The 26,043-nt window shown below is 72.4% G+C and carries 24 protein-coding genes; 7 read left to right on the forward strand and 17 right to left on the reverse strand.

The features are described 5' to 3' along the window. Positions 1 to 22: 22 nt before the first annotated feature. Positions 23 to 310, reverse strand: a complete 288-nt coding sequence (locus AC060K_RS13880; protein WP_483764940.1) for a hypothetical protein — start codon at positions 308 to 310, stop codon at positions 23 to 25. Beyond that, the gene (locus AC060K_RS13885; RefSeq protein WP_483765984.1) at positions 307 to 1,239 is read right to left on the reverse strand and encodes an IS5 family transposase; all 933 of its coding nucleotides are present in this window, start codon (positions 1,237 to 1,239) and stop codon (positions 307 to 309) included. Before AC060K_RS13885 ends, AC060K_RS13880 begins: the two co-directional genes overlap by 4 nt. Positions 1,240 to 1,457: 218 nt before the next feature. Here AC060K_RS13885 and AC060K_RS13890 point away from each other — a divergent pair, with 218 nt between their 5' ends. Together AC060K_RS13890 and AC060K_RS13895 are read left to right on the forward strand one after the other, a co-directional pair. Further along, on the forward strand, positions 1,458 to 3,881 hold the full coding sequence (locus AC060K_RS13890) for an ABC transporter permease (RefSeq protein WP_483765985.1): 2,424 nt from the start codon (positions 1,458 to 1,460) through the stop codon (positions 3,879 to 3,881). 11 nt (positions 3,882 to 3,892) lie between these two features. Beyond that, on the forward strand, positions 3,893 to 4,666 hold the full coding sequence (locus AC060K_RS13895; RefSeq protein WP_483765986.1) for an ABC transporter ATP-binding protein: 774 nt from the start codon (positions 3,893 to 3,895) through the stop codon (positions 4,664 to 4,666). A gap of 83 nt (positions 4,667 to 4,749) precedes the next feature. On the opposite strand, the gene AC060K_RS13900 is transcribed toward AC060K_RS13895, so the two are convergent. From AC060K_RS13900 to AC060K_RS13930, 7 genes are all read right to left on the reverse strand, one after another. Next, on the reverse strand, positions 4,750 to 5,340 hold the full coding sequence (locus AC060K_RS13900) for an N-acetyltransferase family protein (RefSeq protein ID WP_483765987.1): 591 nt from the start codon (positions 5,338 to 5,340) through the stop codon (positions 4,750 to 4,752). Next, complete coding sequence (locus tag AC060K_RS13905; RefSeq protein WP_483765988.1) at positions 5,306 to 6,784, reverse strand: hypothetical protein; 1,479 nt, start codon at positions 6,782 to 6,784, stop codon at positions 5,306 to 5,308. Before AC060K_RS13905 ends, AC060K_RS13900 begins: the two co-directional genes overlap by 35 nt. After that, positions 6,781 to 8,232 carry a polyprenol phosphomannose-dependent alpha 1,6 mannosyltransferase MptB gene (gene mptB / locus AC060K_RS13910; RefSeq protein ID WP_483765989.1) on the reverse strand — a complete coding sequence of 484 codons (1,452 nt, stop codon included), beginning with the start codon at positions 8,230 to 8,232 and terminating at the stop codon, positions 6,781 to 6,783. Before mptB ends, AC060K_RS13905 begins: the two co-directional genes overlap by 4 nt. An 85-nt stretch (positions 8,233 to 8,317) precedes the next feature. Next, a complete protein-coding gene (locus AC060K_RS13915; protein WP_483765990.1) occupies positions 8,318 to 9,952 on the reverse strand; it encodes a GH39 family glycosyl hydrolase in 1,635 nt (544 codons plus the stop codon). Positions 9,953 to 9,954: 2 nt separating this feature from the next. Further along, entirely contained in the window at positions 9,955 to 10,818 is an 864-nt protein-coding gene (locus AC060K_RS13920; RefSeq protein ID WP_483765991.1) for a carbohydrate ABC transporter permease, read from the reverse strand. Continuing rightward, positions 10,818 to 11,759, reverse strand: coding sequence for a carbohydrate ABC transporter permease (locus AC060K_RS13925; RefSeq protein ID WP_483765992.1), 942 nt, complete (start codon positions 11,757 to 11,759; stop codon positions 10,818 to 10,820). The genes AC060K_RS13920 and AC060K_RS13925 overlap by 1 nt, the downstream gene beginning before the upstream one ends. A gap of 5 nt (positions 11,760 to 11,764) precedes the next feature. Next, entirely contained in the window at positions 11,765 to 13,084 is a 1,320-nt protein-coding gene (locus AC060K_RS13930) for an ABC transporter substrate-binding protein (RefSeq protein ID WP_483765993.1), read from the reverse strand. A gap of 221 nt (positions 13,085 to 13,305) precedes the next feature. Between AC060K_RS13930 and AC060K_RS13935 the strand changes: the two genes are divergently transcribed. From AC060K_RS13935 to AC060K_RS13945, 3 genes are all read left to right on the forward strand, one after another. Continuing rightward, entirely contained in the window at positions 13,306 to 14,304 is a 999-nt protein-coding gene (locus AC060K_RS13935; RefSeq protein WP_483765994.1) for a LacI family DNA-binding transcriptional regulator, read from the forward strand. Positions 14,305 to 14,306: 2 nt separating this feature from the next. Beyond that, a complete protein-coding gene (locus AC060K_RS13940) occupies positions 14,307 to 15,305 on the forward strand; it encodes a LacI family DNA-binding transcriptional regulator (protein WP_483765995.1) in 999 nt (332 codons plus the stop codon). A 181-nt stretch (positions 15,306 to 15,486) separates the two neighbouring features. Continuing rightward, on the forward strand, positions 15,487 to 16,968 hold the full coding sequence (locus AC060K_RS13945) for a non-reducing end alpha-L-arabinofuranosidase family hydrolase (protein WP_483765996.1): 1,482 nt from the start codon (positions 15,487 to 15,489) through the stop codon (positions 16,966 to 16,968). A 73-nt stretch (positions 16,969 to 17,041) separates the two neighbouring features. Here the strand turns inward: AC060K_RS13945 and AC060K_RS13950 are convergent, their stop codons facing one another. The 4 genes from AC060K_RS13950 to AC060K_RS13965 form a co-directional block, all read right to left on the reverse strand. After that, entirely contained in the window at positions 17,042 to 17,446 is a 405-nt protein-coding gene (locus AC060K_RS13950; protein WP_483765997.1) for a pilus assembly protein CpaE, read from the reverse strand. A 14-nt stretch (positions 17,447 to 17,460) separates the two neighbouring features. After that, positions 17,461 to 19,098 (reverse strand): HNH endonuclease signature motif containing protein, encoded by a 1,638-nt coding sequence (locus AC060K_RS13955; protein WP_483765998.1) that lies wholly within the window; start codon positions 19,096 to 19,098, stop codon positions 17,461 to 17,463. 166 nt (positions 19,099 to 19,264) lie between these two features. Continuing rightward, a complete protein-coding gene (locus AC060K_RS13960; RefSeq protein ID WP_483765999.1) occupies positions 19,265 to 19,579 on the reverse strand; it encodes a hypothetical protein in 315 nt (104 codons plus the stop codon). Positions 19,580 to 19,598: 19 nt separating this feature from the next. After that, positions 19,599 to 20,636, reverse strand: coding sequence for a C2 family cysteine protease (locus AC060K_RS13965; protein WP_483766000.1), 1,038 nt, complete (start codon positions 20,634 to 20,636; stop codon positions 19,599 to 19,601). A 92-nt stretch (positions 20,637 to 20,728) separates the two neighbouring features. On the opposite strand from AC060K_RS13965, the gene AC060K_RS13970 reads away from it, so the two are divergent. Further along, entirely contained in the window at positions 20,729 to 21,271 is a 543-nt protein-coding gene (locus AC060K_RS13970) for a hypothetical protein (protein ID WP_483766001.1), read from the forward strand. A 129-nt stretch (positions 21,272 to 21,400) separates the two neighbouring features. Next, positions 21,401 to 22,243 carry a hypothetical protein gene (locus AC060K_RS13975; RefSeq protein WP_483766002.1) on the forward strand — a complete coding sequence of 281 codons (843 nt, stop codon included), beginning with the start codon at positions 21,401 to 21,403 and terminating at the stop codon, positions 22,241 to 22,243. Here AC060K_RS13975 and AC060K_RS13980 read toward each other — a convergent pair. The 4 genes from AC060K_RS13980 to AC060K_RS13995 all read right to left on the reverse strand — a co-directional run bounded on the left by AC060K_RS13980 (position 22,171) and on the right by AC060K_RS13995 (position 26,027). Beyond that, on the reverse strand, positions 22,171 to 23,391 hold the full coding sequence (locus AC060K_RS13980; protein ID WP_483766003.1) for an adenylosuccinate synthetase: 1,221 nt from the start codon (positions 23,389 to 23,391) through the stop codon (positions 22,171 to 22,173). The genes AC060K_RS13975 and AC060K_RS13980 overlap by 73 nt on opposite strands. Then, complete coding sequence (locus AC060K_RS13985) at positions 23,388 to 24,323, reverse strand: hypothetical protein (protein WP_483766004.1); 936 nt, start codon at positions 24,321 to 24,323, stop codon at positions 23,388 to 23,390. The genes AC060K_RS13980 and AC060K_RS13985 overlap by 4 nt, the downstream gene beginning before the upstream one ends. A 94-nt stretch (positions 24,324 to 24,417) precedes the next feature. Further along, positions 24,418 to 25,308: a hypothetical protein gene (locus AC060K_RS13990; RefSeq protein WP_483766005.1), complete on the reverse strand. Its 891-nt coding sequence runs from the start codon at positions 25,306 to 25,308 to the stop codon at positions 24,418 to 24,420. Positions 25,309 to 25,313: 5 nt separating this feature from the next. Further along, positions 25,314 to 26,027, reverse strand: coding sequence for an NUDIX hydrolase (locus AC060K_RS13995; protein ID WP_483766006.1), 714 nt, complete (start codon positions 26,025 to 26,027; stop codon positions 25,314 to 25,316). Positions 26,028 to 26,043 lie beyond the last annotated feature (16 nt).

Below are 26,043 nucleotides of genomic sequence, written 5' to 3' on the forward strand. Positions count from 1 at the left end.
CTAGGGCGTGTTTCGGAAGTGGTCAGCGCTGTGTGATCCAGTCCAGGACGTCGGTGGCGATGGTGGTGGGATCGGCAGCGGTGATCGTGTCGTCCTGACCAGTGACCGGGTCGAGGTGTTCGACGTCGTAGCCGCCCAGGCCTCCACGTCGGGTGAGCACAGCGATAGCCCATTCCAGGTCCTCGTCGTCCGGGTAGACCACGAAGAAGGTGTTGTCGCTGGTGTTCAGCTCCCCGATCAGCCTGACCAGGGCGGCGTGGTCGGGGCGCGGGACGTGGTCGCCGCCCTCGGCGTCGGCGTAGTAGCTCACGGCGACCAGGATGCCAGCGGTTGGCCCGCCCGGACGACGGCGACGATCCAGTCGTCGATCGCGGCGACCTTCACGCTCGCCTCGTAGCGGACCTGGAGCTTGTCGAACCTGGTCGCGACGGCCCGCCAGCGTTTGAGCCGGTTGAACATGCACTCCACCGCGTGCCGCTTCTTGTAGTCCTCGTAGTCGACCTTCGGTGGCCGCCCACCCGCCGAGCCCTTCTTCAGGCGGTTGGCGCGGTGGTCCTTCTTGTCCGGGATCGTCGCGCGGATCCCACGCCTGCGCAGGAGACGACGGTTGGCCGCCGAGGCATAGGCCTTGTCACCACGGACCCGGTCCGGCGTCGTGCGCGGACGCCCGGTCCCGCCCGGTCGCGCCACACGTACCTGCGCGAGCACGGGGCCGAACTGCGGGCTGTCTCCCCGCTGTCCCGCGGTCACGACCATCCCCATCAGCTTCTGGCCCTGCTCGCAGGCCGCGTGGATCTTCGTGGTCCACCCACCACGCGACTTACCCAGCCCATGATCCGCCGGCTCGGACGTCTCGGGGCCGTGGGGCGGTTCCTTCTGCGCGTCCGGGTCCCGCCTGGCACCAGCTGCGTGCTGGTGCGCCCGGGCGATCGTGGAGTCCACGTTGACCTCCCAGCAGATCTGCCCGCCACCGTCGGCCAGCGTCCGTAACGCGTCCAGGACCTGGTCCCAGACACCTTCCCGCTGGTAACGGCGAAAGACGCGATACAGGCTCGACCACGGCCCGTACCGGTCCGGCACGTCCCGCCACGGGCACCCCGCCCGGACCCGGTGCCGGATCCCGTCGACCTGTCTCCGCAGATTCCGCGCCGGACGACCACGCGCCGCTACCGGCAGTAACGGCCCGACCACCGCCCACGCCGCATCCGTCAGATCATGTCGCCCAGCCGCGTCCACCACGAACCCGAAGCATGCCGAAACTGCAGGTCACAGGCCACTTCCGAAACACGCCCTAGGCCGGTGAGCCCGGCCTGCTGAGGTCAGGGTCCGTCAAGACCGCGGTCAGGGTCCGCAGAGGAGCGAACCAGGGTCGGATCAGGGAGAGAACCCATCCTTTCCGGACAGCGTCCGCGACAGGATGGATACGTCCTGGCGCAGGCGCCGACGCAGGTCCGACGATGCGGAGCATCACAGTGGTGAACGGGGAACGGCTCTATCTCCGGTACGCGTACAACGACCTCATCAGGAACAAGGGAGTCAACGCGGCCCTCGTCGTCATCCTGGTGCTCAGTGCCTTCCTCATGGCGACCGGGTCCATGGTGATCGAACGGCTGTCCGGCTCCGTCAGCCGGCTGTCCGAGCAGGGCAAGCCACCGGACTTCCTGCAGATGCACCTGGGGGAATACGACCTGGCCGCGCTCGAACGGTTCGCCGCGGACCACGAGCCCGAGATCGACGCGTGGCTGATCGAGGAGATGCTCGGCTTCGACAGCGCGTCCCTCTCCTGGGAGCGCCCGAGCACCGGTGAGAGCGGCGACCTCGCCGCCAGCCGGATCGACAACCTCTTCGTCACGCAGAACGCCGAGTTCGACTTCCTGGTCGACGAGAACGGCGACGCCGTCGAGCCGGCGGCCGGCGAGGTGTACGTGCCGGTCCTCTACGCGCAGCGGTACGGGCTGACGGCCGGGGACGTCCTCACCGTCGGGACGGACGCCGGGCCGCTCGCGCTCGAGGTGCAGGGGTCGGTGAAGGACGCGCAGATGGCGGCCTCGCTCTCGCCGTCGTCCCGGTTCCTGATCCATCCCCAGGACTTCGAGGCGCTGGAGCGGGGCGGGGGCGCCACGCCGGAGATCATCGTGGAGTACCGGCTGGTCGCCGGGAGCGACGCGAACGCGATGCAGACCGCGTACGAGGGCGCCGGCGGGCTTCCCACCAACGGCCAGCCGATCACGGGCCCGCAGCTGCGGATCGTCAGCCTGATCAGCGACGGGCTCGTCGCGCTCGCGCTCGTGTTCATCAGCCTGGTCCTCATCGCGATCGCGCTGCTCAACCTGCGGTTCGTCATCGCGGGAACCGTGGAGGACGAGGTCCACGAGATCGGGGCGATGAAGGCGATCGGTATCCCGGACCGCGCGATCTCCGGGCTCTACCTGACGAAGTACAGCATCCTGACGCTGGGTGCCTGCGTCGTCGGGGGGCTGCTCGCGGTCGCCGCGACGAGCACGCTGACCCAGGGCATCCAGGCAAGCTACGCGCAGGCACCGGTGGGGGTCTGGACGGTGCTGGTCCCGCTGATCGCCCTCGCCGCGGTCTACCTGATCGTCGTGGGGATCTGCCGTGGGGTGCTCGGCCGGGTGAAGAACATCGAGGTCGTGAACGCCCTCGTGCACGGCAGCACCCTGGACGAGAAGCAGACCGCCCGGCGCGCGAAGCGGCAGGCGCGGTGGGTACGGCGGACGAGCCTGGCGTCGTCGGGCAAGGACGTCAACCGGCGCCTGGCCCTCCTCGACCTGCGGGCCGAGAGCCGGGCGTGGGTACTGGTGTCCGTGGTCTTCGGCCTCACCGCGGTGCTCGTCACGCTCCCGGCGAACCTGGTCAGCACGTTCGAGAGCCCGCGGTTCGTCACCTACCTGGGTGCGCCGGAGCGGGATCTGCGCGCGGACGTGCAGCTCCAGGAGGACGTCGACGGCGTGAAGGACCGGCTGGTCACCGCGATGGCCGGCGACGACCGCCTCACGGACGTGCAGACGTACGCCTACGTCGACTACAGCACCGACAGCGCGGACGGGCGGTCCAGGCTGCGGGTCGAGATCGCGGAGAGGTCCGGCGACGAGGGGATCCGGTTCCGCGAGGGCGGCCTGCCCCAGGACGGCCAGATCGCGCTGTCGGTCCTCAACGCGGAGAAGTACCAGGTGGGGGTCGGGGACGACCTGACGATCCACGACGGCGACGCGCCGAGCACCGTCCAGGTCAGCGGGATCTACCAGGACGTCACCAGCGGCGGGCTCACCGCCAAGATGCCCGGCGAGGTCACCGCGGGCGCCACCGCCTACACGGTCTACGCGGACCTGGCCGACGACGGGGCAGACCCCGCCGGGCTCGCCGCCGAGTACGACGAGCTGTTCCCGACCGCGGGCGTGAAGCCGACGCAGGAGTACGCCCGGGACGTGCTGGGCGCCCTGATCGACTCGATGCGGACCACGGCCTGGATCGCGCTGGTGTTCGGGCTCGGCGTCGCGGTGCTGATCACGAGCCTGTTCCTCAAGCTCCGGCTCACACACGACCGGTCGAAGCTGGGCGTCCTCTCCGCGATCGGGTTCTCGGCGAAGGAGCTCGTGGCGCAGGTCCGGACCAAGACGCTGCTGGCGGTGGGCGTCGGCACAGCCGCGGGCCTCCTGTTCGCGGCGACGGCCGGGCAGTCGCTGGCGAGCGCCGGCCTGGTCGCCGCCCAGGTCGGGATCACCGACCTGACGTTCATCCCGAACCCGTGGCTGGTGTACGTGCTGTACCCGCTGCTGCTGCTCGGGGCGGGACATCTCGGCGTCGCCCTGCTCACCGCGGGGATCCGGCGTGCTGACAAGAGCCGGTGGCTCCACGAATGAGGGGACAGGACATGGATCGCGCGACGGTGACCCTGGAGTCACGGCGGCTGAGCAAGACGTACTACTCCACCGACCCGCCGACCGAGGTGCTGCGCGGCGTCGACCTGACGGTCCGGGCCGGGGAGTTCCTCGTGATCATGGGGGCCTCGGGGTCAGGCAAGTCGACGCTGCTCTACAGCATCAGCGGCATGGACCGGCCCACCAGCGGGACCGTCGCGCTGGAGGGACGCGAGCTGACGTCCCTGAGCGATACGGAGATGAGCAACGTCCGCCTGAGACGGATGGGCTTCGTCTTCCAGCAGCCTCGCTTCCTGAGCAACCTGGACGTCCGGGACAACATCCTGCTGCCCGCGCTCAAGGGGGCGGCCAGGGGTGCGGAGAGGGACGCCGCGATCGCCCGCGTCGACGCGCTGATGGAGCGGTTCGGCATCGCGCACGTCAAGGACCACGGGATCACGCAGGTGTCGGGCGGGCAGCTGCAGCGTGCCTCGATCTGCCGGGCCCTGGCGGGCGGGCCGTCCGTGGTGTTCGCGGACGAGCCCACCGGCGCGCTGAACAGCAGCATGTCGGACGAGGTCATGGCCGCGTTCACGGAGGTGCACCGGGACGGGACCACGATCGTCATGGTGACCCACGACCCGGGGGTCGCGGCCCGCGGCGACCGCGTCATCTACCTGCGCGACGGCGTCCTCGTGGACGCCAACGAGCTCGGGAGGTGGCGGCCGGACACGGCTCAGCAGCGCGAGGACGACCTGCTGGCGTGGCTGAGGAGCCTGGGCTTCTGAGCCATCCGAGCGCGAGCGCGACGAGAACAACATCGTGCAGGCAAGACCGGTTGATTGCGTGCGCAATGTTGTTCTCGTCCGGCTCAGCGCGTCCCCGGCTCCGTCGTCGGCCCTACCGGTCCTGTCGGGCGCACGAGGACGCAGCCCGGCCACGGCGCCTGGCCCTCCCGCTCGACCACGAAGTGGTCGTCGACGGTGAAGCCCAGCCGCTCGTAGGTGCGCACGAGCGCACCCTCTGAGCCCGCGTAGCAGTCGACGCGCAAGCGCCCGGCTCCCGCTTCCCGGGCAAGCCGCTCGGCGTCCTCGACGAGCGCGCGCCCGATACCGCTGCCGGACCGTCGCCGGCTCGTGCACAGCAGGTGCAGGAAGAGCTCGGGGACCTCGGCCGGGGGGACGTACGCCGTCGGCTCCGGCTTGAGCACCGCGACGCCGACCGCGACACCGTCGGCCTCGGCGATCCGCACCGTTCCCGACGCGAGGAGCCGAGAGAAGTGCTCACGCCGGGCCTCGCTCGCCGAGAACGGCTCGCTCCCCCACTGGCCGGTCCGCCCGGCGGCGGCAAGCCACGCCACCGCCTCGTCCATGAGGTCCAGGACGACCGCGAGGTCGTCCGGCCCGCCGTCGCGCAGGCTCAGCTGCTCACGCCTGATGGGATCCGGTACTGGTCGGGACACGTGCCGATCCTGCCAGATCCTCCCCCACCGCAGCGGTCGTCCCGTTCGTGCGCAGCGCAGCCGCCGCCGTCACCACCACGACGACCGCCGCCGCGACGCCCAGCACGCCCGCCACGGCCGCGAGCGCCGTCGGCTCGCGGTAGAGCCCGGGCTGCGCGGGTGTCAGGAGCTCGGCGAAGAGCCAGCTGATGAGGTCCGCCGTCGCGACCGCGCCCCAGAGCGGCACGAGCAGGCGTGGCCGCCAGGCGAGCCCGGCGGCCACCCCGAGGAACACGGGCAGGGCCACGGGGAGCAGGTACCGCGGGTAGGTGCCACCGCCTGCGGCGGTGTACAGCACCTGGACGGACGCGGAGACGACGACGGCGGCCCACGGCAGCAGGGCGATCAGCGACCGGTCGACCGGGTGCTCGGCGCCGTCGTCGGACGTCCCGACCGGCCGACGCGAGAACCCGGTGACCCGGCCAACCCCGGCCACCAGCGCGACGACCAGGGGCGCCCAGACGAGAAGCGTCGCCGTGACGGCGAGCGTCGTGGCGGAGTACGGCGTCGTGGGCGGGACGCGGCCGGCCCACCAGAAGAAGTCGGGCAGCCGGGCCCAGGTGACCGGGTCGAGCAGGACCGCCCACACGGGCCGCTCCACGCGGACCTGGTTCGCGAGCGCCCAGTCGAAGTGCGAGCCCTGGAGGTTCCCGGTGAGGTCGAGGTTGCGGGCGTAGAACCAGCCGGCGGCCACCAGGACGGTCGCCGGTCCGCCGACGGCGAGGCCCACGACGGGGGCCCAGCGCCCTCGGCCGTGCGCCGCACGCAGAGAGCCCGCCAGCACGACGAACCCGGCCACGACGACGGCGACGAGCGCCGTGGACAGCCGGGACAGCGCCGAGGCCGCCGCAAGGAGCGACAGGGCGACGACGAGCCGGGTGCCCAGGCCGCGCCGGATCGCCGTCGCGCCCACCCCGAACATCGTGGTGACGCAGAGGGTGGCGACGAGGTCGTTGAAGGCGTTCCCGCCCGCGTGCGCGACGGCGGCCGCGAGGCCCGCCACCATGGCCACGAGCTGCGGCAGCGGGCTCCCCGGGCGGCACAGCCGTCCCGCGCTCCACCAGGCCGCGACCACGAACAGCCCGGCGAGGAGCACGTTCACCGCGCGGGCGGCGTAGACGGCGGCGACGGGCTGCCCGGCGTCGGCCAGCGGCCCGACGAGCCACGCGACGAGCAGGTAGTACAGGGGCGGGTGCTGGGCGGTCCACTGCACGGGGGGAAGCACGGCGCCGTCGGGCCGGTGCTCGAGGCCCTCCTCGAAGACGGGGAGCTCGCCGTGCCACACCTGGTAGGCGTAGTCGACGTGCGCGGGCTCGTCACCGGTGACGTAGGGCGGGTCGGTGAGCAGCACGGTCAGCGACAGCAGCACCGCGCAGAGGACCGCCGCGCCGGGCGTGCGGATCACGTGAGCCTGACCAGTCCCGCCTCGGCGATGTTGCGGACCCGTTCCCGCCCGCGCTGGGTCAGCAGCAGCACCAGCATGAGGAACGCGACGGACATCGCCCCCACCATGATGAACAGGTAGGCGCCGTGCAGCGACGAGTCCAGCGGGGCCACGAGCCCCGCGAGCACGGAGACCGCGACGACCGCCATGGTGCCGGCCCGCGGCAGCCGGAGCGGCGCCAGGAACGGCATCAGCCCCAGGAGGTACCACAGGTGGACCACGGGGCTGAGGAGCAGAAGACCGCCGACCAGGACGGCGGTCCCCCGTACCGCGTCCGCGGGGTCCCCTGTGGGCCGGCGCAGCGCGGTCCACCCGACGAGCACGAGCATCGCGACCATGGCCAGGCCCCGGGCCAGGTCACGGAACAGGGTGGGCTCCAGGCCGGTCCCGAGCATCGCGGACGCCCAGTCGAGGCCGCGGCCCACCAGCGTGGGCACCGAGAGCAGGGTGTCGATGCTGGCCGGGACGCCGAGCGCCCCGATCCAGCCCACCCCGAGCCCCCACAGGATGCCCGTCCCGGCCAGGGTCCCCAGCGAGACCACGGCGACGAGCGCCAGACGACGGAGCCGGTCGACGAGCAGGGCCCCCGCGGGGAGCGACACGAGCACGACCAGCACGCAGACGAGACCGCCCGGCAGCTTGACGGCAGCGGCCAGCCCGCCGAGCACGGCCCCGGAGACCCAGCCGTGCTCGACGGCAGCCACCAGGGCGGCGGCCATGAGGCCCACCATCAGCAGGTCGTTGTGCAGGCCGCCGACGCCGTTGGCCACCATCAGCGGCGAGGCGAGGACGACGGCGGAGGCCAGTGCCGGGTTGGCCCCCGTCCAGCCGGCCATCCTCGGCACCGCCCAGGCCAGGAGGACGAGCCCGGCCAGGGCCACCACGCGGTGCCCCACCACGAGCACCCACGGGTTGCCTGTCAGCCCCGCCCCGAGGTCGCCGAAGATCAGCGGCAGCGGGCCGTACGGCGTGGGCGTGTCCATCCAGCGGGGGTCCACGGCCTCGACGATGGTCCCCGTGAGGACCCCCGGCCCGTGGTCGTACGGCGAGGCCCCGACGTGGACGAGCATCCCCTGCGCGGCGTACGACCAGCCGTCCCGGGAAAAGAGCGGAGGTGCGGGCAGCAGCGGCAGGGACCAGAGGACGGTAGCCCGGCGGACCAGGGCCAGCGCTGCGCCGCGCTCTGCCCCGTCGACGCCTGCGACGGCCCGGCACAGGGCCAGCCACGCAGCGGCGAGCATGCCCAGCCCGAGAAGCACGACGCACAGTCCGGCCATACGGCCTGCGGTCTGTCCCCGGACGGCGGCCAGCTGCTCGCCCGCCAGGATCGGTACCGACTCGGGCAGTGCGGAGACCACCAGGCCCCCGAGCAGGACCAGCACGCTTCCGGCCACGCCACGGGTCAGCACGCTCGAAAGATAGGACCGGCCCGATACCTCGCGCTGACGCCCGCATGAACGCCACCGATACACGGAGTGTCCGGAAGGCGAACTTTCAGCCCGCCCGGACGACCACCGACATCACCGCCCAGGGCGGCAGCTCCACGTCGAGCACGAGCACCCCGGTCGAGGGCACCTCGAGCGTGGTGCGGCGCAGGTCGTCCGCGACGCGGCGCAGGTGTGCCTCCACCTCCCGGGAGAGGTTGAGCGGCTCGCCCAGCCGGTGCCACTCCTCGGCGGGGTTGCCGTGCTCCCAGTCGAGGACCTCGACGTCCACCCGGGCCCCCGGAGCAAGGCCCTCGATCGCGTGGTGGACCCGCCGGCCGGGCCCGAGGTCGGCGAGCCGGCGGGTGGCCCCGTAGGAGCTCTCCGACCCGATGGGAGCCCAGCCCATCTCGTCCGGGTAGTTGAAGAACACCGCTGCCACGTCGCCCGTCGCGCTCGCCCGGGTCACGACGCCGTGCGGGGCGTCCAGAAGGACGGTGTCCCCCAGGCGCCCGAGCATCGCCAGCGCATGGAACGTGGGCTTGTGGATCCCCTGCTCGTTGACCAGCCCGAACCCGCCGTGGAACGGCCCGATGCCCGCGCCGCCCTCCTCGAAGACGTCCGTGAACGTCCAGTAGGCGATCGAGTCGGCCAGCCCGGCGCAGCCGAGGAAGGCGCGCGTGATGTACGTGGCGGCGAACAGCGTGTCGTGCATCGCGTCCCGGCTCGACGGCGAGCTCGACCACTCCGTGATGTGCACCTGCGCGTCCGGGTACGGGCTGCGGGCGATGACGTCGCGCAGCACCGTCAGGTCGTCGAGGGTGGCGTCGGCGTGGCGCCGGATCTCCGTGGCCCGGCCGTCGGAGCCGAAGGCGTAGTCCGTCGGGTACAGGTGCGTGGACACGAAGTCGACGGGGACGCCGCGCTCGCCGCACCAGTCGAGGAACTCCTCGATCCAGACCGGGCGCCAGTCGAGCGCGTCCGGGTCTGCGGCCGCGGCCGTGGCGTGCTCGGCCGACCGGTCCTGCGTCTCGCCCTTGTAGCGGTCGTCGGGCACGAAGACGCTCGTCGACGGCCCGCCGACGACCAGCCGCGGGTCGATGTCCTTGATCGCGGTCGCGGTGGCCGCGTAGAGCTCGAAGTACTCGGTCCTGGTCCCGGTCCAGAAGTGCGGCACCAGGTTGGGCTCGTTCCACACCTCGAACGGCCAGCGAATCACCTCCTCGAGCCCGTACCGGTCGATCCAGTGCCGCACGGTCGTGGTGACCAGCTCGACCCACCGGCCCAGGTCGCGGGGAGGGCTGCAGTGGGCCTTCCACCAGAACACCGTCTCCGTCCGGGTCGCGAGCTCGCGCGGCATGAACCCGAGCTCGACGAAGGGCCTCGCCCCGGTCGCGAGGATCGCGTCGAACACCTTGTCGACGTAGCTGAAGGTGTACACCGGCTCGGCCAGCGGGGTGGGCGGGCCGAAGCCGCCGCCGTCGGACGCCCGGTAGACGAACATGTCGTCGTGGAACACGCCGTGGAACCGGACGTACCGGGCTCCGAGCACGCTGACAGCCTCGCGGAACTGAACCTGCCAGTCCGCCCGCAGCGCCTCGTTGGCCCGGCCCGCACCCAGGCACTCGTTCCAGACGTGCTTGAGGGCGGGCCCCGACCGCTGCCGGGCATCGACGGTGTAGTCGGGTCGTGTCGCGTCGGTCATGGCTATCCCTTCACCGCGCCGGTGAGCCCACCGACGATGCGGCGCTCGAAGGCCGAGAAGAAGAGCAGGGCGGGGATCGTCGACAGCGACACGAACGCCAGCACCCGCGCCGTGTCGACGGAGTACTGCGAGGCGAACGCCTGCACGCCGAGCGGCAGCGTGTAGAGGGCGTCGTCGCTGAGGAGGAACAGCGGCAGCATGTAGCTGTTCCAGCTCCCGACGAACGCCAGGATGCCGACCGTGACGACGCCGGGCATCGAGAGCGGGACGACCATCCGGGCGAAGAAGCCCAGCCGGCTCGCGCCGTCGATGGACGCCGCCTCCTCGAGGTCCTTGGGGATCGCCCTCAGGAACGGCACCAGGATGATCACGGTGGTCGGCAGCGCGAACGCGATCTGGGGCAGGATGATGCCCGCCAGCGTGTTCGTCAGCCCGAGGTCCCGGACCAGGATGTAGAGCGGCGTGATCGCCACCGTCATGGGGAACATCAGGCCTGCAGCGAAGAGCCCGTACATGGCCTCCTTGCCCCGGAACGGATAGCGGGCGATGACGTAGCTCGTCATCAGGCCCAGCACCACGACGCCCACGGTCGTGCCGATCCCGCACACGAGGGAGTTGAACAGCTCGCGCCAGAAGAGCTCGCCCGTGAGCACCGTCAGGTAGTTGCCGACCTGCCACGGGTCGGGCAGACCGGCCGGCGACTGGATGATCTGCGAGTTGGTGCGGAACCCGCCCAGCACGATGTACGCCACCGGGCCGATGCACAGCCCCACCAGGAGGAACGCCACGAGGTAGGCGGCCGGGCTGCCCCACCCGCCGCTGGCGTGCGACCGGCGGAGCGTCGCGGGCGTCGTCGTCGGGCGCATCAGGTGGCTCCTCCGGTCAGGGCGCCCTCGGTGTCACGGCGCAGGACGTAGCGCTGGTAGATCAGCGCGATGACGAGCGAGATCACGAAGATGACCACGGCGACCGCGTTGCCGTAACCGAAGTTGCCGGAGATGCGGCCGTTGACGACCATGTACGTCGCCATCGTCGAGGTGCCCGCGGTGGCGGCCACGTACTGGCCCCACATCACGTACACGAGGTCGAACACCTGCAGCGACCCGATGATCGACAGGAACGCCCAGATCCGGATCGTCGGGCCGAGCAGCGGCAGGGTGATGTGCCACTGGGTCTTCCAGTACGACGCGCCGTCGATCGCGGCCGCCTGGAGGATCTCCTCGGGGATGCTCTGCAGGCCTGCCAGCATGAGGATCACGGCGAAGCCGATGTACTTCCAGACCAGGACGAGCATCAGGGACCAGATCGCCCTGTCCGGGTCGGCGAGCCAGTCCTGGCGCAGGGAGTCCAGCCCCGCACGGGTGAGCAGGTCGTTGACGGCGCCGTTGGTCTGCAGCATGAGTCCCCACCCGGTGCCGACGATGACCTCGGAGATCACGTACGGCACGAAGATGAGCACCCGGATGAGCGAGCGGCCGCGCATCCGCTTGTTCAGCAGCAGCGCGACACCGATGGCCGCCGGGCCCTGGAGCACCAGCGACATCACCAGGATGAAGCCGTTGTGCGCGAGGGCGTCCTGGAACGCCGGGTCGGCGAGGATGAGCTGGTAGTTCTTGAGCCCGACGAAGTCCGTGGGCGGCCCGTACCCCTTCCACCGGAAGAACCCGTAGTAGGCCGCCATGAGGACGGGGAAGATCACGAACGCGACGAAGACGACGATGCCGGGTCCGGCGAGCAGCGCGATCTCCGCCCACTTGCCCCACGGGAGCCGGCGTCGGCTCCCGTGGGGCGGACGTGCGTCCTTCATGTGGGCTAGCCCTTGGCCGCGGCGTCGGTCATCGCCTTGACGATGCCCTCGGCGTCGGACTTGCCGGCCAGCATGTCGACGACCGCCTGGTTGAGGGCTGTGCCGACGTTCTGGCCGTAGTTGGTGTCGAGCCAGTCGGACACGTAGGTGGCGTTGGCGAGCGCGTCCATCATCTGGAGGTTGTACGGCTCGGTGACCGCGTCCTTGGCCTCCTTGTTGAGCGGGATGGTGCCGAACGCCTGGTAGAAGCTCTCCTGGTTCTCCGGCGAGTTCATCAGGGCGATGAAGTCCGCGCAGAGCTCCTTCGGAGCGGTCGCCGAGCAGGAGAACCCGCCCCCGCCGCCCATGAACGCGCCCGGGTCACCGGCGCCGTCGGGCACCTGCGGGAACGGGAACCAGCCGAGGTCGGGCAGCGGCTTCTCGTCGGGCGTCAGCGACATGACGACACCGGGCTGCCAGGCGCCCATGAGCTCCATCGCTGCCTGGTGGTTGGCGAGGAGGCCGGCGGAGGAGCTGGCGCCCTGCTGGGCCGACGTGGAGAGGAAGCCCTCGTTGAACGGCTCGAGCGCCGCGAGGTCCGCGAGGTCCTGGCCGGCCGCGAGGAAGCACGGGTCGGAGAAGTCGAGCGTCGTGTTCGTCTCGGTCAGCGTCTCCTGCGAGCACTCGCGCAGCGCGAAGAAGTAGAACCAGTGCGCCGCGGGCCACGCGTCCTTGCCGCCCAGGGCGATCGGGGTGATGCCCGCTGCCTTGAGCTTCTCGATGGCGGCGTAGAGGTCGTCCATCGTCTCGGGCGTCTCGGTGATACCGGCCTGCGCGAAGAGGTCCTGGCTGTACCAGATGCCGCCCGGCTGGATGAGCTGGGGGCCTGCGAGGAGCTTGCCGTCGATGGTGAGCGCGTCGTAGGCGGCGTCGCCGAGCTGCTCGCGCAGCTCCGGGGCGTCGACGGCGGTGCCCGTGAGGTCGAGGAGCTGACCGGCGGCCGCCATGTCCTTCATCTTGCCGCCGCCGCGCTGCATGAAGACGTCGGGAGCGTCGCCCGAGTTGAGCGCGGTCTGCAGCTTGCCGTCGACCTCCTCGTTCTGGATGTGCTGCGCCTCGACCGTGACGTTCTCGTGCGTGGCCTCGTACTGGGCGGCCACGTCGTCGAACCAGTCCTTCCCGGGGCCGGTCGTGTAGTTGGTCCAGACAGTGAGCGTGTACGGCTCGCCCTCCGCGACCTCGGTGCCCTCGGGCCCGGCGCTGCTGGAGCAGGCGGAGAGCGCGAGCGCTCCCGCGAGGATGCCGGCCGCGGTGGCCGCGGCCTTGCGGCGGTTCGTGATGGTCATCGTCGACGATCTCCCTGGTTGTCCGCGTCTCGGCGTCGGTGCCGGACACACGTAAGGTATATCGATAAACTCAGTGGGCGAGAGTTCACCACCGCACCTCCTGGGTCGTCAAGCAGGCTCCTGGATCGTGGCCGTTCCGTGATGCGCTCGCGGCGCAGGATGTGCCGACCCGGGCAGGCCTGGCAGAGTGACCCGACGTGGGAGAACGACGCAGGACCCAGATGAGCGACGTGGCCAAGGCCGCGGGCGTCTCGTTGATGACCGTCTCGAACGTGCTCAACGGGCGCCCCAACGTGGGAGCGGAGACGCGGCTGCGGGTCCTCGAGGTCGTCGACCAGCTCGGATACGAGATCAACCTGACGGCACGCCGGCTCCGGTCCGGGCGGACCGGCGCGATCAGCCTCATCGTGCCCCGGTTCGACCACCAGTACTACAGCGAGCTGGCGGCGCGAATCTCCGACGTCCTCGCTCCGGAAGGGCTGCACCTCGTCGTCGAGCAGTCCGGCGCCAGCCGCGAGAGAGAGCTCTCCGCCCTCTCGCTCGCCCGGCTTCAGCAGTACGACGGCGTCCTGCTGAGCGCCGTCGGCCTCGACTACCGCGACCTGGACCGGATCCACCCGGACGTGCCGATCGTCCTCCTCGGGGAGCAGGACGTGCCCGACCGGTACCACCGCATCCGGATGGGCAACGTCTCCGGGGCGCGGCTCGCGACCGAGCACCTGCTCGCGTGCGGCGCACGGCGGGTCGCCGTGCTCGGCGGCAGGCTCGAGGCACCCCACCCGGAGATGGCGACCTACCGGGCGCGCGGCTGGGCCGAGGCTCTGGAGGCAGCCGGCCTGAGCCCGGACCCCGCACTGGTGGTCCCCCTCGAGACCTTCTCGATCGCGGAGGCTCGCGCCGCGATCGCGGAACGGGTCCGGGGCGGGCTCGAGGTGGACGGCGTCCTCGGCGTCACCGACGAGGTGGCGATCGGGGCGATGGCCGGCCTGCGCGACGCGGGCCGCACCGTGCCCGACGACGTCCAGGTCGTCGGGTTCGACAACCTGCGGATCTCCGAGCACGTCGGACCAGGCCTCACCAGCGTCGACCCCGGGCACGACGCGATGGTGTCCCAGGCCCTGCGGCTCCTGCGCCGGCAGCTGGACGACAAGGGGGCCACGCCGGAGCACGTCGTCAGCGACGTCACCCTGGTGGTGCGCGGGAGCACGCGCACGTGGTGACGATGTCCGACGTCGCGCGCGAGGCAGGCGTCTCCGTCATGACCGTCTCGAACGTCCTGAGCGACCGCCGCCCGGTCGGCGCGCCCATCCGGGCGCGGGTCCTCGCAGCCGCAGAGGCGCTCGGATTCGAGGGCGTGAACCTCACCGCCCGCCACCTGCGGGCCGGGCGGACCGACACGATCGCGCTGATCGTCCCGAGCTTCCACGACTACTTCGGCGAGGTCGCCGACGCGATCGCGCCGCTGGTGGAGGCCCAGGGGCGCCATCTCGTCCTGGAGCGGACGAGCGCCAGCCCGGAGCACGAGATGGAGTCGCTCAGCGTCCCGCGGCTGCACCTCTACGACGGCGTCCTGGTGTCGGTGGCCGCGCTCGACCGCGAGCAGCTCGACCGCGTCCGGACGCCGAAGCCCATCGTGCTCCTGGGCGAGCGCGACGTGCCCGACCGGTTCGACCACATCCGGCTGGCCAACGAGGAGGGCGCGCGCCTCGCGACCGGCCACCTGATCGAGGGCGGCTCCCGGCGGATCCTCGCGCTCGGCTGCACCCACGAGAGCACCCACATGATGACCACCGACCGGCGCGTCGGGTGGGAGACGGCGCACCGCGAGGCCGGCCTGCCCGTCGACCAGCGGTACGTCGTGCCGCTCCCCACCTACTCGTCGCAGAGCGCCCGCGACGCCGTCCTGGACCTCGTCGCGTCCGGCCTGCCGTTCGACGGCATCTTCGCCGCCACCGACGTCATGGCCCTCGGGGCGGTCTCCGCGCTGGCCGAGAGCGGGCGGCGCGTGCCGGACGACGTCCAGCTCGTCGGGTTCGACAACCTCGAGCTGTCGAGCTTCGTGCCGCCGGGGATCACCTCGATCGACCCGAACCATCCCGGCGTCGCGCAGGAGGCCGTCCGGCTGCTGCACCGGCGGATGGCCGACGGCGCCGCCCCGGCGGAGCACCTCGTCGCACCGGTGCGGCTCGTGGTGCGCGGGTCCACCCGAGCCCGCCGTTAGGTCCGTTTCGCCGGGATCCCTTGTGCGGCGCGAACCGCCCGTGTAACGTTAAAAAGGAGTCAAGGCCAGGCTCTCGCAACAACGATGTTAGCGCTCACATCCTGGCTCTCGCCGTCGTGCCGAGGAAGGCCCGCGGCGTGCGCCCAGACGACCCAGGTTTCCGACGAGTTGAGGAGCAATGATGCGCACACGAAGGTCCGTCGTCCTGAAGGCACTGGGGGCGGCCACCGCCCTCGTGCTGGCCTCGGTCGCGGCGACAGCCCCGATCCAGGCCTCCCCCGCGGCCGCGGCGAGCAGCAACCTGCTCACGAACGGTGACATGGAGAACGGCACGACCGGCTGGTCCGTGTTCGGCGCCGGGTCGCTGGCCTCCGTCACGAGCCCCGTCCACGGCGGCGCCCGGGCCCTCGCCCGGACGGGCCGCACGGCGTCGTGGCACAGCCCCGCCCAGACCGTGACCTCGGTGCTCACCAACAACACCAGCTACACCGCCAGCGTGTGGGTCCGCTCGCAGAGCGGCACCCCCACCGGCAAGGTCACGCTGGCCATCACCGCCGGTGGCACGACGAACTACCTGACCCTCGCGCAGGGCGCCGTGAGCTCGTCCGGCTGGACGCAGCTCACCGGGACCGCGACGGCGAGCTGGTCCGGCACCCTGTCGTCCGCGTCGTTCTACGTCGAGACGACGGCCGGGACCGACGGCCTCTACATCGACGACGCCTCGCTGGTCAGCAACGCGCCGCCGACGGGCGGGACGTGCGACCTGCCGTCGTCGTACCGGTGGTCGTCGACCGGTGTCCTGGCCCAGCCGCGGTCGGGGTGGGCGTCGCTGAAGGACTTCACGACGGCGCCGTACAACGGCAAGCACCTCGTCTACGCCACGACCCATGACTTCGGGACGTCGTGGGGCTCGATGAACTTCGGGCTGGTGAACAACTTCTCCGAGCTGGGCACGGCCTCGCAGAACGCGATGTCCTCCGCCACCGTGGCCCCGTCGCTGTTCTACTTCGCCCCCAAGAACATCTGGGTGCTGACCTACCAGTGGGGCGCGGCCGCGTTCATGTACCGCACCTCCAGCGACCCGACCAACCCCAACGGCTGGTCCGCCGCCAGCCCCCTGTTCACCGGCAGCATCTCCGGCTCCAGCACCGGCCCGATCGACCAGACGGTCATCGGTGACGGAACGAACATGTACCTGTTCTTCGCCGGGGACAACGGCAAGATCTACCGGGCCAGCATGCCGATCGGGAACTTCCCCGGAAACTTCGGCTCCTCGTACACCACGATCATGACCGACACCACGAACAACCTGTTCGAGGCTCCCCAGGTCTACAAGCTCCAGGGCCTGAACAAGTACCTCATGATCGTCGAGGCCATCGGCACCAACGGCCGCTACTTCCGGTCCTTCACCGCCACCAGCCTCTCCGGCTCCTGGACACCCCAGGCCGCGACCGAGGCCAACCCCTTCGCGGGCAAGGCCAACAGCGGCGCCACCTGGACCAACGACATCAGCCACGGCGAGCTCATCCGTACCAGCGCCGACCAGACCATGACGGTCGACGCCTGCAACCTGCAGCTGCTCTACCAGGGTCGCTCACCCAGCTCCGGCGGCGACTACGGCCTGCTGCCCTACCGGCCCGGCCTCCTCACGCTGCAGCGGTAGGGCCGGGGCCTCGCAGCTGAGCGCCGCGCACCCGGGGTGGGGTGCGCGGCGCTCGGCGGGGCAGCCTCCCGGGTCAGCGGCTCAGCTCGATGAGCGCCAGCAGCGCCCGGGCGTAGGCGTCAGCCGGCTCCGGGGCGTTGAACGCGCGCGCCTGCCCGAGGAGCTCGACCTCGACCTCGTAGGCGCCCCCGGTGCGGCGCAGCGCGCGGAAGCTCGACCGCAGGAGGGTCCGCAGCTGGTCCTCTCGCGGCAGCCAGAGCGCGTCCTCGATCGCGACCGAGTCGAGCGCCCACTCGGTGGTGCCGTTGAAGCCGAGGATGGTGCCGGTGGGGTACTCCCGCGCCTCGATGGTCATCGTGCTCACGGTGAAGACGTCGCCCGCGAGCTCGGGCGCGTCGATGCGGAACTGGTCACCGTCGACCGGGTTCCAGACCAGGCCGGCGTCGCGCAGGTCGGTGGCGAGATCGGTGGAGATCACCGGTCCATGATCCCTCAGAACGGTGGTGCCTCGTCGTTCGGTGGTGTGTCGGGGGTCGGTGCCGTGACCGGGATCGGCTCCCCGGTGCCCGGGGTGGGCCCGTGGAGGCGGGCGTGGTCGTGGGCGCGCAGGCTCGCGGGTGTGCGGGGGCTGGGCGGGTTGGTGGTGGTCGTGGGGCTGTGCTGGGTAGGCGGGCGGGTGTAGGAGTGTCCCGTGGGCGCGGTCCAGACGGTGGTGCCTGTGCTGTGGTCGCGGTGGGCGGTCCAGCCGTGGTGGGTCTTGGCGTTGTGGTGTCGGCGGCACAGGACCTGCAGGTTCGTCGCGCGGGTCTGGCCAGGGGTCCCGGCGGGGAGGGTCGCGGGGTCCAGGGCGTGGTCGAACGTGACGGTGTGGTCCAGGTCCGCGGTGGTGCCGGGCCGGTCGCACTGGGGGAACTGGCAGGTGTGGTCCCGGGTGATGACCGCGGCGCGCAGCACCGGGCCGGGAGCGTAGGTGTGGGTGGAGTGGTCGGTGAGGATGCCGGTGATCGGGTCGGTGAGCAGCCGTTGCCAGGTGCCGGTTGCAGGGCCGGCGCCGGTGGGTGGTGCGGCGAGCAGGGCGGCGGTGTCGGCGTCCACGGGGCCGTACCCGTCCAGGTATCCGGGCTCGTCGTCGCGTCCCAGCAGGGTCGAGGCCGCGACCGTGACGCGGATCGTGGGACGTACCGGCAGGACCGTGACCTGCACGGGTCCAGGCGGGGTCTCCTCGCCGGTTCGGGTCTCCTCTCCGGGCCCGGCGTCCCCCGGCTGCGTGTGCGGCTCGGTGGGCAGGATGAGGCGGCCGGTCAGGACGGCGGTGAGGACGTCGGCGCGGGCCTGGGGCAGGGTGCGGTCCTTGCCGGCTCGTTTCAGGGCACGGCCGGCGCTGTCCAGGGTGTCCCATACCGCGGTCGCGTCGGCGGCGGGGAGCAGGGCCGAGAGCCAGGCCATGGTGCCGCCCTCGACCGGGTCGAGGTAGACCGCGCGCCCGTCGTGGTCGTGGCGGGCGACCTCGGCGGGGGTGAGGTGACGGCGGGCGTGGGCGCGCATCCGGTCCCTCACCCAGGAGCGTGAGTGCGCTGCGGCCTGGGGCAGCACGTCGGCGATGGCCTGCGCCCGCTGCTCGACGGTCAAGGTGGTGCCCGCGGTCAGGACCAGGTCCGTCTTGACGACGTCGATCTCGCCGCTGACCAGGGCGGTGGCTACCTGCGGATGGCGGGCCAGGCCCGCGCCGCGGGCCATGACCCGGTCGGCCTCACCGGTCGGGACCCGAAGGCGCGCGCCGAGCTCGACCGCGGCGTGGGCCTGCTGGGCCGACCAGCCCCGACGCCGGCCGAGCTCGGCGGCGACCGTGGCCTGAGCCGCCGTCGCCCAGCCGACCAGCCTCGCCCAGGCGGCGGCCACGTCCAGCAGCGTCGCCTCGTCCGCGTCCGCCAGCACAGCGCGATCGCCCGAGCCCGTGACCGTACCGGCCACGCTGCCAGCCACGGCGCCGACCACGGGACCGGTCACCGCCTCCAGCAGCTCGGCAAGCCCCGCCCCTGCGGGCACGCCCGCCAGCGCCGCCACCGAGGCCGGGCGGCCGCCGTCGGGCACAGGGGCCGGGCGGCCGCCGTCGGGCACCGCCGTACGCATCCGGAGAACCACCGGCGACCACCCCCGACCAGGCCAGACCGGGCCGCCACGCGGCCCGCGCCGGACCCCCTGCCCGACACCCCAACCCTAGTCGAACACCCGTGCCACAGCAACATATATGCAGGCTGGTGCACAAGTATTCGGGAGCCGGTGGCCGGTTCGCGGCTCAGGCCTCCAGCCGGCGGATCACCACGCTCGGCGTCGTCGCGGCAGACCCGCCCGGCGCCGACGAGACCGTCTCCGGGATGCGGACGTCCACGAGCCGGGCCCGGCCCTCGCCGAAGATGCTGAACTCGTCGCCGGGCGAGATCACGATCTTCGCCGTCTCGCCGCCCTCGCCCTGGATGGTCAGGCGGGCGATCAGGCCGGTCTCCCGGCGGACCGCCGTCATGACGCCGATGGTCGTGGCGCCGATCCTGGCCCGGGAGGCCAGCGGGATGACCACGTCGTCCTGCTGGGCGTCGGCTGCGTTCTCGGTCATGTCGTCTCCTTGCTGCGTGTCAGTCACCGGGCTTCTCGCTCACCACGACATTGCTGAAGTTCTTCTTGAACTCCTCCTCCGTGAGCGTCACGTAGTGAGGCTCACCCGCGTTGGGACCCCACGGGTTCATGAGCCGGACGTTCCCGTCCTCGTCCACGCTGTCCACCATGTAGGCGTGACCACCCACGATGTCGTCATGGTCCACGTCCTTCGGCGTCCAGGCGACCACGGGCTTCCCGTCGGCCAGGTCGTCACGGATCTCGCCGGTGCTGCGCTCGTTCCAGGGCAGGAACGCGTCCGTGGAGTACTCGTCGGCGTCCTTGCCCGTCATCATCTTCATCATGTCCTGCGGCCACTGGGACTGGATGTTGTCGTAGCCGCCTCGGAACTGCGCGGCGGCCTTCTCGTAGATGCTCACCCAGGCGGGGTTGCCGTCCGCGCCCATGGCCGCGGGGTCGATGAGGCTCCCCTCGACCTTGACCTCCACCGGGTTGCCGTCCTCGTCGTAGAGGGTGACGGTGTAGGTGTTGGTGTCCGCGTCGTACTTCATGTGCTCCTGGAGCCACTCGGGGTCCGCCTTGGCCATCGCCGCGGCCGACGCGAGCAGGCTGCAGTCACCCATCTGGCCCTGGGAGATGTTGTCGGGCCGGAACTCGTCCTCGTCCAGGTCCACGGGGTCGATGGGCTTGTGCTCGCCGTTGTCGGTCGGGTTGCCCTCGGTCGACTGGGGTGCGCCGTTCCCGCCGGCACCGCCGCCGGCACCACCACCGGCTCCGCCCGCGCCGCCGCCGCCGTTGCTCTTGCGCTCCTGCGCCTCGGCGTTCGCCGCGAGACGGGTCGCCATGTCGGCGAGCGCCGCGCCCGCCGCGGCGATGGCCGGGCGGTGCTGACCGCGCCACTCGGACACGAACGCCTCCCGGTTGGGCCCCTTCCAGGGCGCGCTCGCCACAGCGGGGTCGACAGAACGCGGCACGTCCTGCAGGTCCTCGCCCCAGGAGCCGAGACGTCGTCCCAGCTCCCGGAGCTGCTGGACGTCCGCTCCCCAGAACTCGCTCATATGGTCTCCGTGCGGGGTAGGGCGCGGCGGTGGCCGCGCGTGCAGTACTTTCGGGATGGTTCAGAACGATCTCGACGCGCGGGGGAACGACGATGCCGAAGACCGACCACACCAGCGGCCTGGCTCTGGCCTGCGCGGCACTGGCCGTCGGGATGCTCAGCGGGTGCACCGCCCAGGCCGACCCGCCCGGCGACGTCACCACGCCGCTCCCGCCGGTCGAGGACCCGGTGGCCCAGGTGGAGCTCGACGACGCCGAGGCGCACTACGGCGACCTCCTGCGGGAGGTCACGGGCGTGGTCGACGGCGCGACGGGCTCCCCCGCCGAGTGGACCCCGGAGTACGAGGCCTCGGCGGCCGCGTCCGACGCCGGGTGCGCGTTCTCGTCCGAGCGGCTCCGCGCCGACGTCGACGTGGACGCGGCCACCTGGTCCGAGATCGCCGACGCCGTGGCCCCCGTCCTGGCGGAACGCGGCTTCGCGGAGCCGGTCGAGGGCGACGGCACAGGCGGCTGGCTCTCGCTGTCGGCCCAGGACCCGTCCGGTGCCGTCTTCGAGCTGCGCTCGAAGGGGCGGGTCGACGTCGACGTCGACGGCGCGCTGGTCTCGACGGACGGCGCCTGCACGCTCACCCACTGATCCCCCCACGTCCCTCGGCTCGGCGAGGTCACGTTACGGGCGCGGCGCCCGGACGGCCAGCCCGCCCGACGGGGAGGACTCCCCATGGCATGCACTCAGAGCCGGCGGCGTCACGCTAAGGTCCAGCGCGTGACTGCGCGCAGCTTCCGAGCCCACCCGGGCCCCACACCCGTCGCACGCACCCTTGCGGCGGGTGTGGTCGGCCTCGCCGTCATCGCAGCGCTCGGGGGATGCAGCCAGCCGGACGGCGAGGCGCCGTCCGCCGCGGCATCGACCACCGCAGCCCCGAGCCCGTCCCCGGCTGTCCAGCATCAGCCGCTCGGCGCCGCTCTGCCGGCGGAGGGCTGGCCCGACGCGACCTACTGGCACGTCCGGACGACGACCACCATCGAGGCGTGCGGTCCCGTCGTCACACAGAGTGGCGAGGCCTGGTTCGCCCGCAGCGGCCCCTCGGTGTTCGTGACCGACGGCGGAGCGCCCACCGCCGGCCCCGCGGCGTTCAGCGCGGGAACGGGAAACGTCGCGCTGACGTGGGGCGACCTGGAGGCCCTCCCGACCGGCTCGGCCGCGCTTGCCGGGCACCTGCCCGAACCACAGAACGACTTCGGCGGCGCCCGGACCGTCCCGGAGCTCGAGCTGGCGACCCAGCTGCTCTCGGGCGCCCCGACGCCCCGTGGCGTGCGGATCGCGGCCTGGGACCTGCTGGCGTCCCACCCGGAGGCGGTCGTGACCCAGGACGCGACAGACTCGCAAGGGCGTCCGGGCTGGTCGGTGGCCCTCACCCGGGGTGGCCAGACGAAGACACTCGTCGTCGACCCGGCCCTGCTGACGGTGCTCGAAAGGAGTCAGGACCTCGGGTCGTGCCCGGAGTCGGCGTCGCCGAGCACACGCCGCACGACCTATCTGGACCAGGGCCCCATCACGGAGCTGCCACCCGAGCTGGTGAGCTTCGCGGAGGCTGCGAGCTCCTGACCTGCCTCGGCCACCGGCCACACAGCGCGGCGGTCCTCCCGCGCCGGCCCCCGCGCGACCAGGAGCACGGGCCCGAACGCGTCCAGCGGCAGCAGCCCTTCCGTCGTGACGAACCCGTCGAACACGTCGGCGTGGGACACCGCCAGCACGTCGGTCATGGTCTGGTCGACGGCGGCGCGGAGCAGCTCCGCGTCGATCGCCCCCGTCCGGAACGTGCCTGCGAACGTGTCGTCGCCGTTGTGCGGCTCGGGCGGGCGGAACGGGAGCGCGTCCTCGCCCGGCAGCGGCCCCGCCCCGTGCCGGGTCGCGTAGGTACGGGTGCACCCCACGGTCCGCACCTGCTCGATCCCCGCGGCGCGAGCGAGAGCCCGCGCATTGGCCGGGGTGGTCGTGGACCAGGTGGTGTGGGGCTGGAAGCCGAAGCTCTCGTCGAGCCAGAAGCCCTGCGCGCCCTCGAACACCGTGTGCCCGGTGGAGAGCTCGTCGAGCAGGCGCCCCGAGTCCACCACCGTGAACGCCACCGCGGCCTCGCACTGCGACCGGGCCGCGGCGGCGGCGCGGTCCGCGCTCACCCAGGCCGGGTCGAGCACGCCGTCGGCCACGAGGGCCTCCGCCACGGCCACGGCCTTCGCCACGAACACGTCGGGCCGGAGCAGGTCTGCCGCGCGCGGGGCGTCGTCGGGCAGGGCGAGGCCGAAGGCGACCGTCTCCCCGAAGCCCGTCCCGGTGGAGCCATGCCGGGCCTCACCCCGCGCCGCCTCGCGGGCATGGTTGGCGGCCACGTGGGCCGCCGTCGTGACGAGGCACGCGCCGTCCACGTTCAGGACCGGGGCGAGGCCGAGACGGACGAGGGCAGCCCGCTCGGCCGCGGCCGCCGTCGGCTCCACCGTGCAGTAGCCCGCCACCCAGGTGGGCACGCCCGAGAAGGACCCCGAGCCGAACGACGCGAACGTGTGGTGCCGGCCGTCCACGACGACGTTGTGCGCGGCCTGCTGGCCGCCGTTGAAGCGGACCACCCGGTCCGCTCCGGAGGCGGCGACGAGGGCGTCGACCGTGGCGCCCTTGCCCTCGTCGCCGAACCCCAGGCCCACCACCACGTCGGCGGTGGCGGGCCTGGGCCCCGGCCCCGGCACGGAGCGGGCAGTCACCGGAGGCCTGCCGCAGGACGGCGGCCCGCCAGGCTGGTCCCGACCCGGAGCGCGACCTCCCGGCCCGCGGCGACCGTGAGGTCGTCGGTGATGGTCGCCAGGTCCCTGCCCTCCTCGAAGCCGACGATCGCGGCGATCGTCTCCGCGATGGCGTTGGGGTCCTGCACGATCGTCAGCGCGTCGGGACCGAACAGCCCCTCGTAGAACTCCTGCGAGCGCTGGCGCACCGCGGACCCGTTGTTGATCAGCAGCACGCGCACGTTCCAGGTGCGCGAGACGTCGGCGGCGATGGTCGCGAAGTCCAGCCCGCCCAGCGGCTGCCGGTCCCCGACGAACCGGCGCACGTGCTCGGCCGTGATGGGCACCTGCTTCTCGTCCGCGATGAGGAAGACGTAGCCCTTGCGACCGCGCTTCTCCCAGGCGTCCGTCGCCGTGTGGTGGGCCAGGTAGTAGAGCAGCAGGTTGCTGGTCTCGCCGTCGTTGCCGCCGCCGCCACCCTCGAGCAGCAGCCGGTCGAGGTTCTCGTCGATCCGGTTGTCGGACTCGAACTGGCTCACCTGCAGCGGCACGCGGTCGCAGGTCGCGTCGCCGTAGGTGGCCACGGCGACCTGCGGGTCGGTGGCATAGCCCTTGTCGACCAGCAGGCCGAACAGCGTCGCCAGCTTCTGCTGCACCACGCGCGGCACCGAGCCCATCGACCCGGTCGAGTCGAACCCGACCACGATCGGCAGCGAGGCGGGGTGCTCCGCGCTGTCGCGCGACTCCCGGATGTTCCGCCCGTCCCGGCCCAGCCGCTTCGGGTCGAGGTCGGTGTGCGCCTCGAACCGGCCGTCGCGGCGTGCCGCCCGGTCGTACCCGAACGTCGCCCCGGACGCCGCGCGGGCGCCCGTCACGGCGTCGTAGGTGTCCTTGCTCCAGCTTCCGCCACCCATCGCCTTCTCCTTCCGGTGCCCGACGGCGGGCCGTCCCGCCCGGGCTTCAGTCTCACCTTTTATGTGGTCGAGATGACCATATCACTCCGAGGGGTCAGAGGGAAGGGGTCAGCGGCTCCGGCAGCGGGTGCCACGCCGGCGGGCCGTAGAGCCGCCGGGCCGCGGCGTCGACGTCGTTCAGCAGGTGGGCCGGGAGGCCCGGGTCGGCCGCGTGGTGGCGCAGCACCTCGTCGAGCGGGCGGTCGACCCGCGCGACCTCGAGCACCGTGGCGGCGGCCTGCGCTACGGAGAGGCGCGCGTCGGCGCGGGCACCGCCGAGCCACCGCGGCGGGGTCACCGCCGCCGGCGCGACGGCGAGCCGGTCCCCCACCCGGACCGCCGACCACCAGCCGTCCAGGCGCAGCCCGTGCTCCTCGGGACACAGCACCACGGTGCCCGGGTGGACGTCACCGTGCACCCAGCCCACCTCGGCGGCCTGCTCGATCGCCGCAGCCAGCCGCTTGACGACCCACACGGCGGTCCGGGAGTCGAGCGGGCCGACGTCGGCCAGGAACCACCAGCGAGCCGGGCCGCCGTCGTCGTAGGTGACGAGCCGGGCGCCGGACCGCGCGCCGGGCAGCGCCGCGCCGCGGTCCGGCAGCGCCGGGGACATCCGCGTGAAGAACTGCGGGTGGCGGGCGCGGTCGAGGTCGCGGTGGGCGCGCTCCGCGACGTCGGCCAGGTCCTCGAAACCCGGCTGCGGGGTCCACACCAGGCGGCCCGGGCCGTCGCGGCGGGCGGTGGCGAGCCGCAGGACGACGTCGGGCCCGTCGTAGAGGGCGGTCACGTGCGCGAAGGCGGCCCCGGCGAGCGGGTCCGCGCACACGTCGGGGTGGAGCGACCGGCGGAGCGCCCGCAGGCCCTCGCGCGTGCGCGGGACGCCCAGCGCGTCCCAGGTGGTGGCGGCCAGCACCGCGGCGGGTGCGGGCACAGGGTTGGCGGGCACGGCGATCACGGGCGCCGGAACGGCGGGACGATCTCCGCCGCGCCGCCCGCCCGGTAGAGCTGCGCGCGCGGCCCGGGCACCCCCACCCGCACCTCGTCGACGGGTTCGACGAACCCCGGCGCGGCGAGCACCTTGCGGCGGAAGTTCTGCAGGTCGAGGGTCTGGCCCCAGACGGCCGCGTAGACCGCCCGCAGCTCGCCGAGTGTGAAGACGCGCGGCAGGAACGACGTCGCGAGGGTCGTGTACTCGAGCTTCGACCGGATGCGCTCGACGGCGTCGGACAGGATCTGGGCATGGTCGAAGGCGAGCTCGATCTCGCCGTCGGTCACGTCGTCGACGGCCCACCAGCGGGCCGACGCCGCGTCGCTGCCGGCCACCGGGTCCGGGAGGTCCGGGGCGAGCGCCACGTACGCGACGGAGACCACGCGCATGCGCGGGTCGCGGTCCGGGGCCGTGTAGGTGCGCAGCTGCTCCAGGTGCACCGGCGTGGCGAGGCCGATGCCGGTCTCCTCGACCAGCTCGCGCCGGGCGGCGGCGTCGGCGTCCTCGCTCGGCTCGACGAAGCCGCCGGGCAGCGCCCAGGCGCCCTGGAAGGGCGGCGCGCCGCGCTCCACGAGCAGGACGTGGACGCGCCCGCCGCGCAGCGTCGTGATCACGACGTCGACGGTGACGGCCACGGGCGGGTAGTCGTGCGGGTCGTACTCGGGGGACTCCTCCATGGCGGGTCGCTCCTCG

Source organism: Antribacter sp. NEAU-D49, assembly GCF_057158775.1.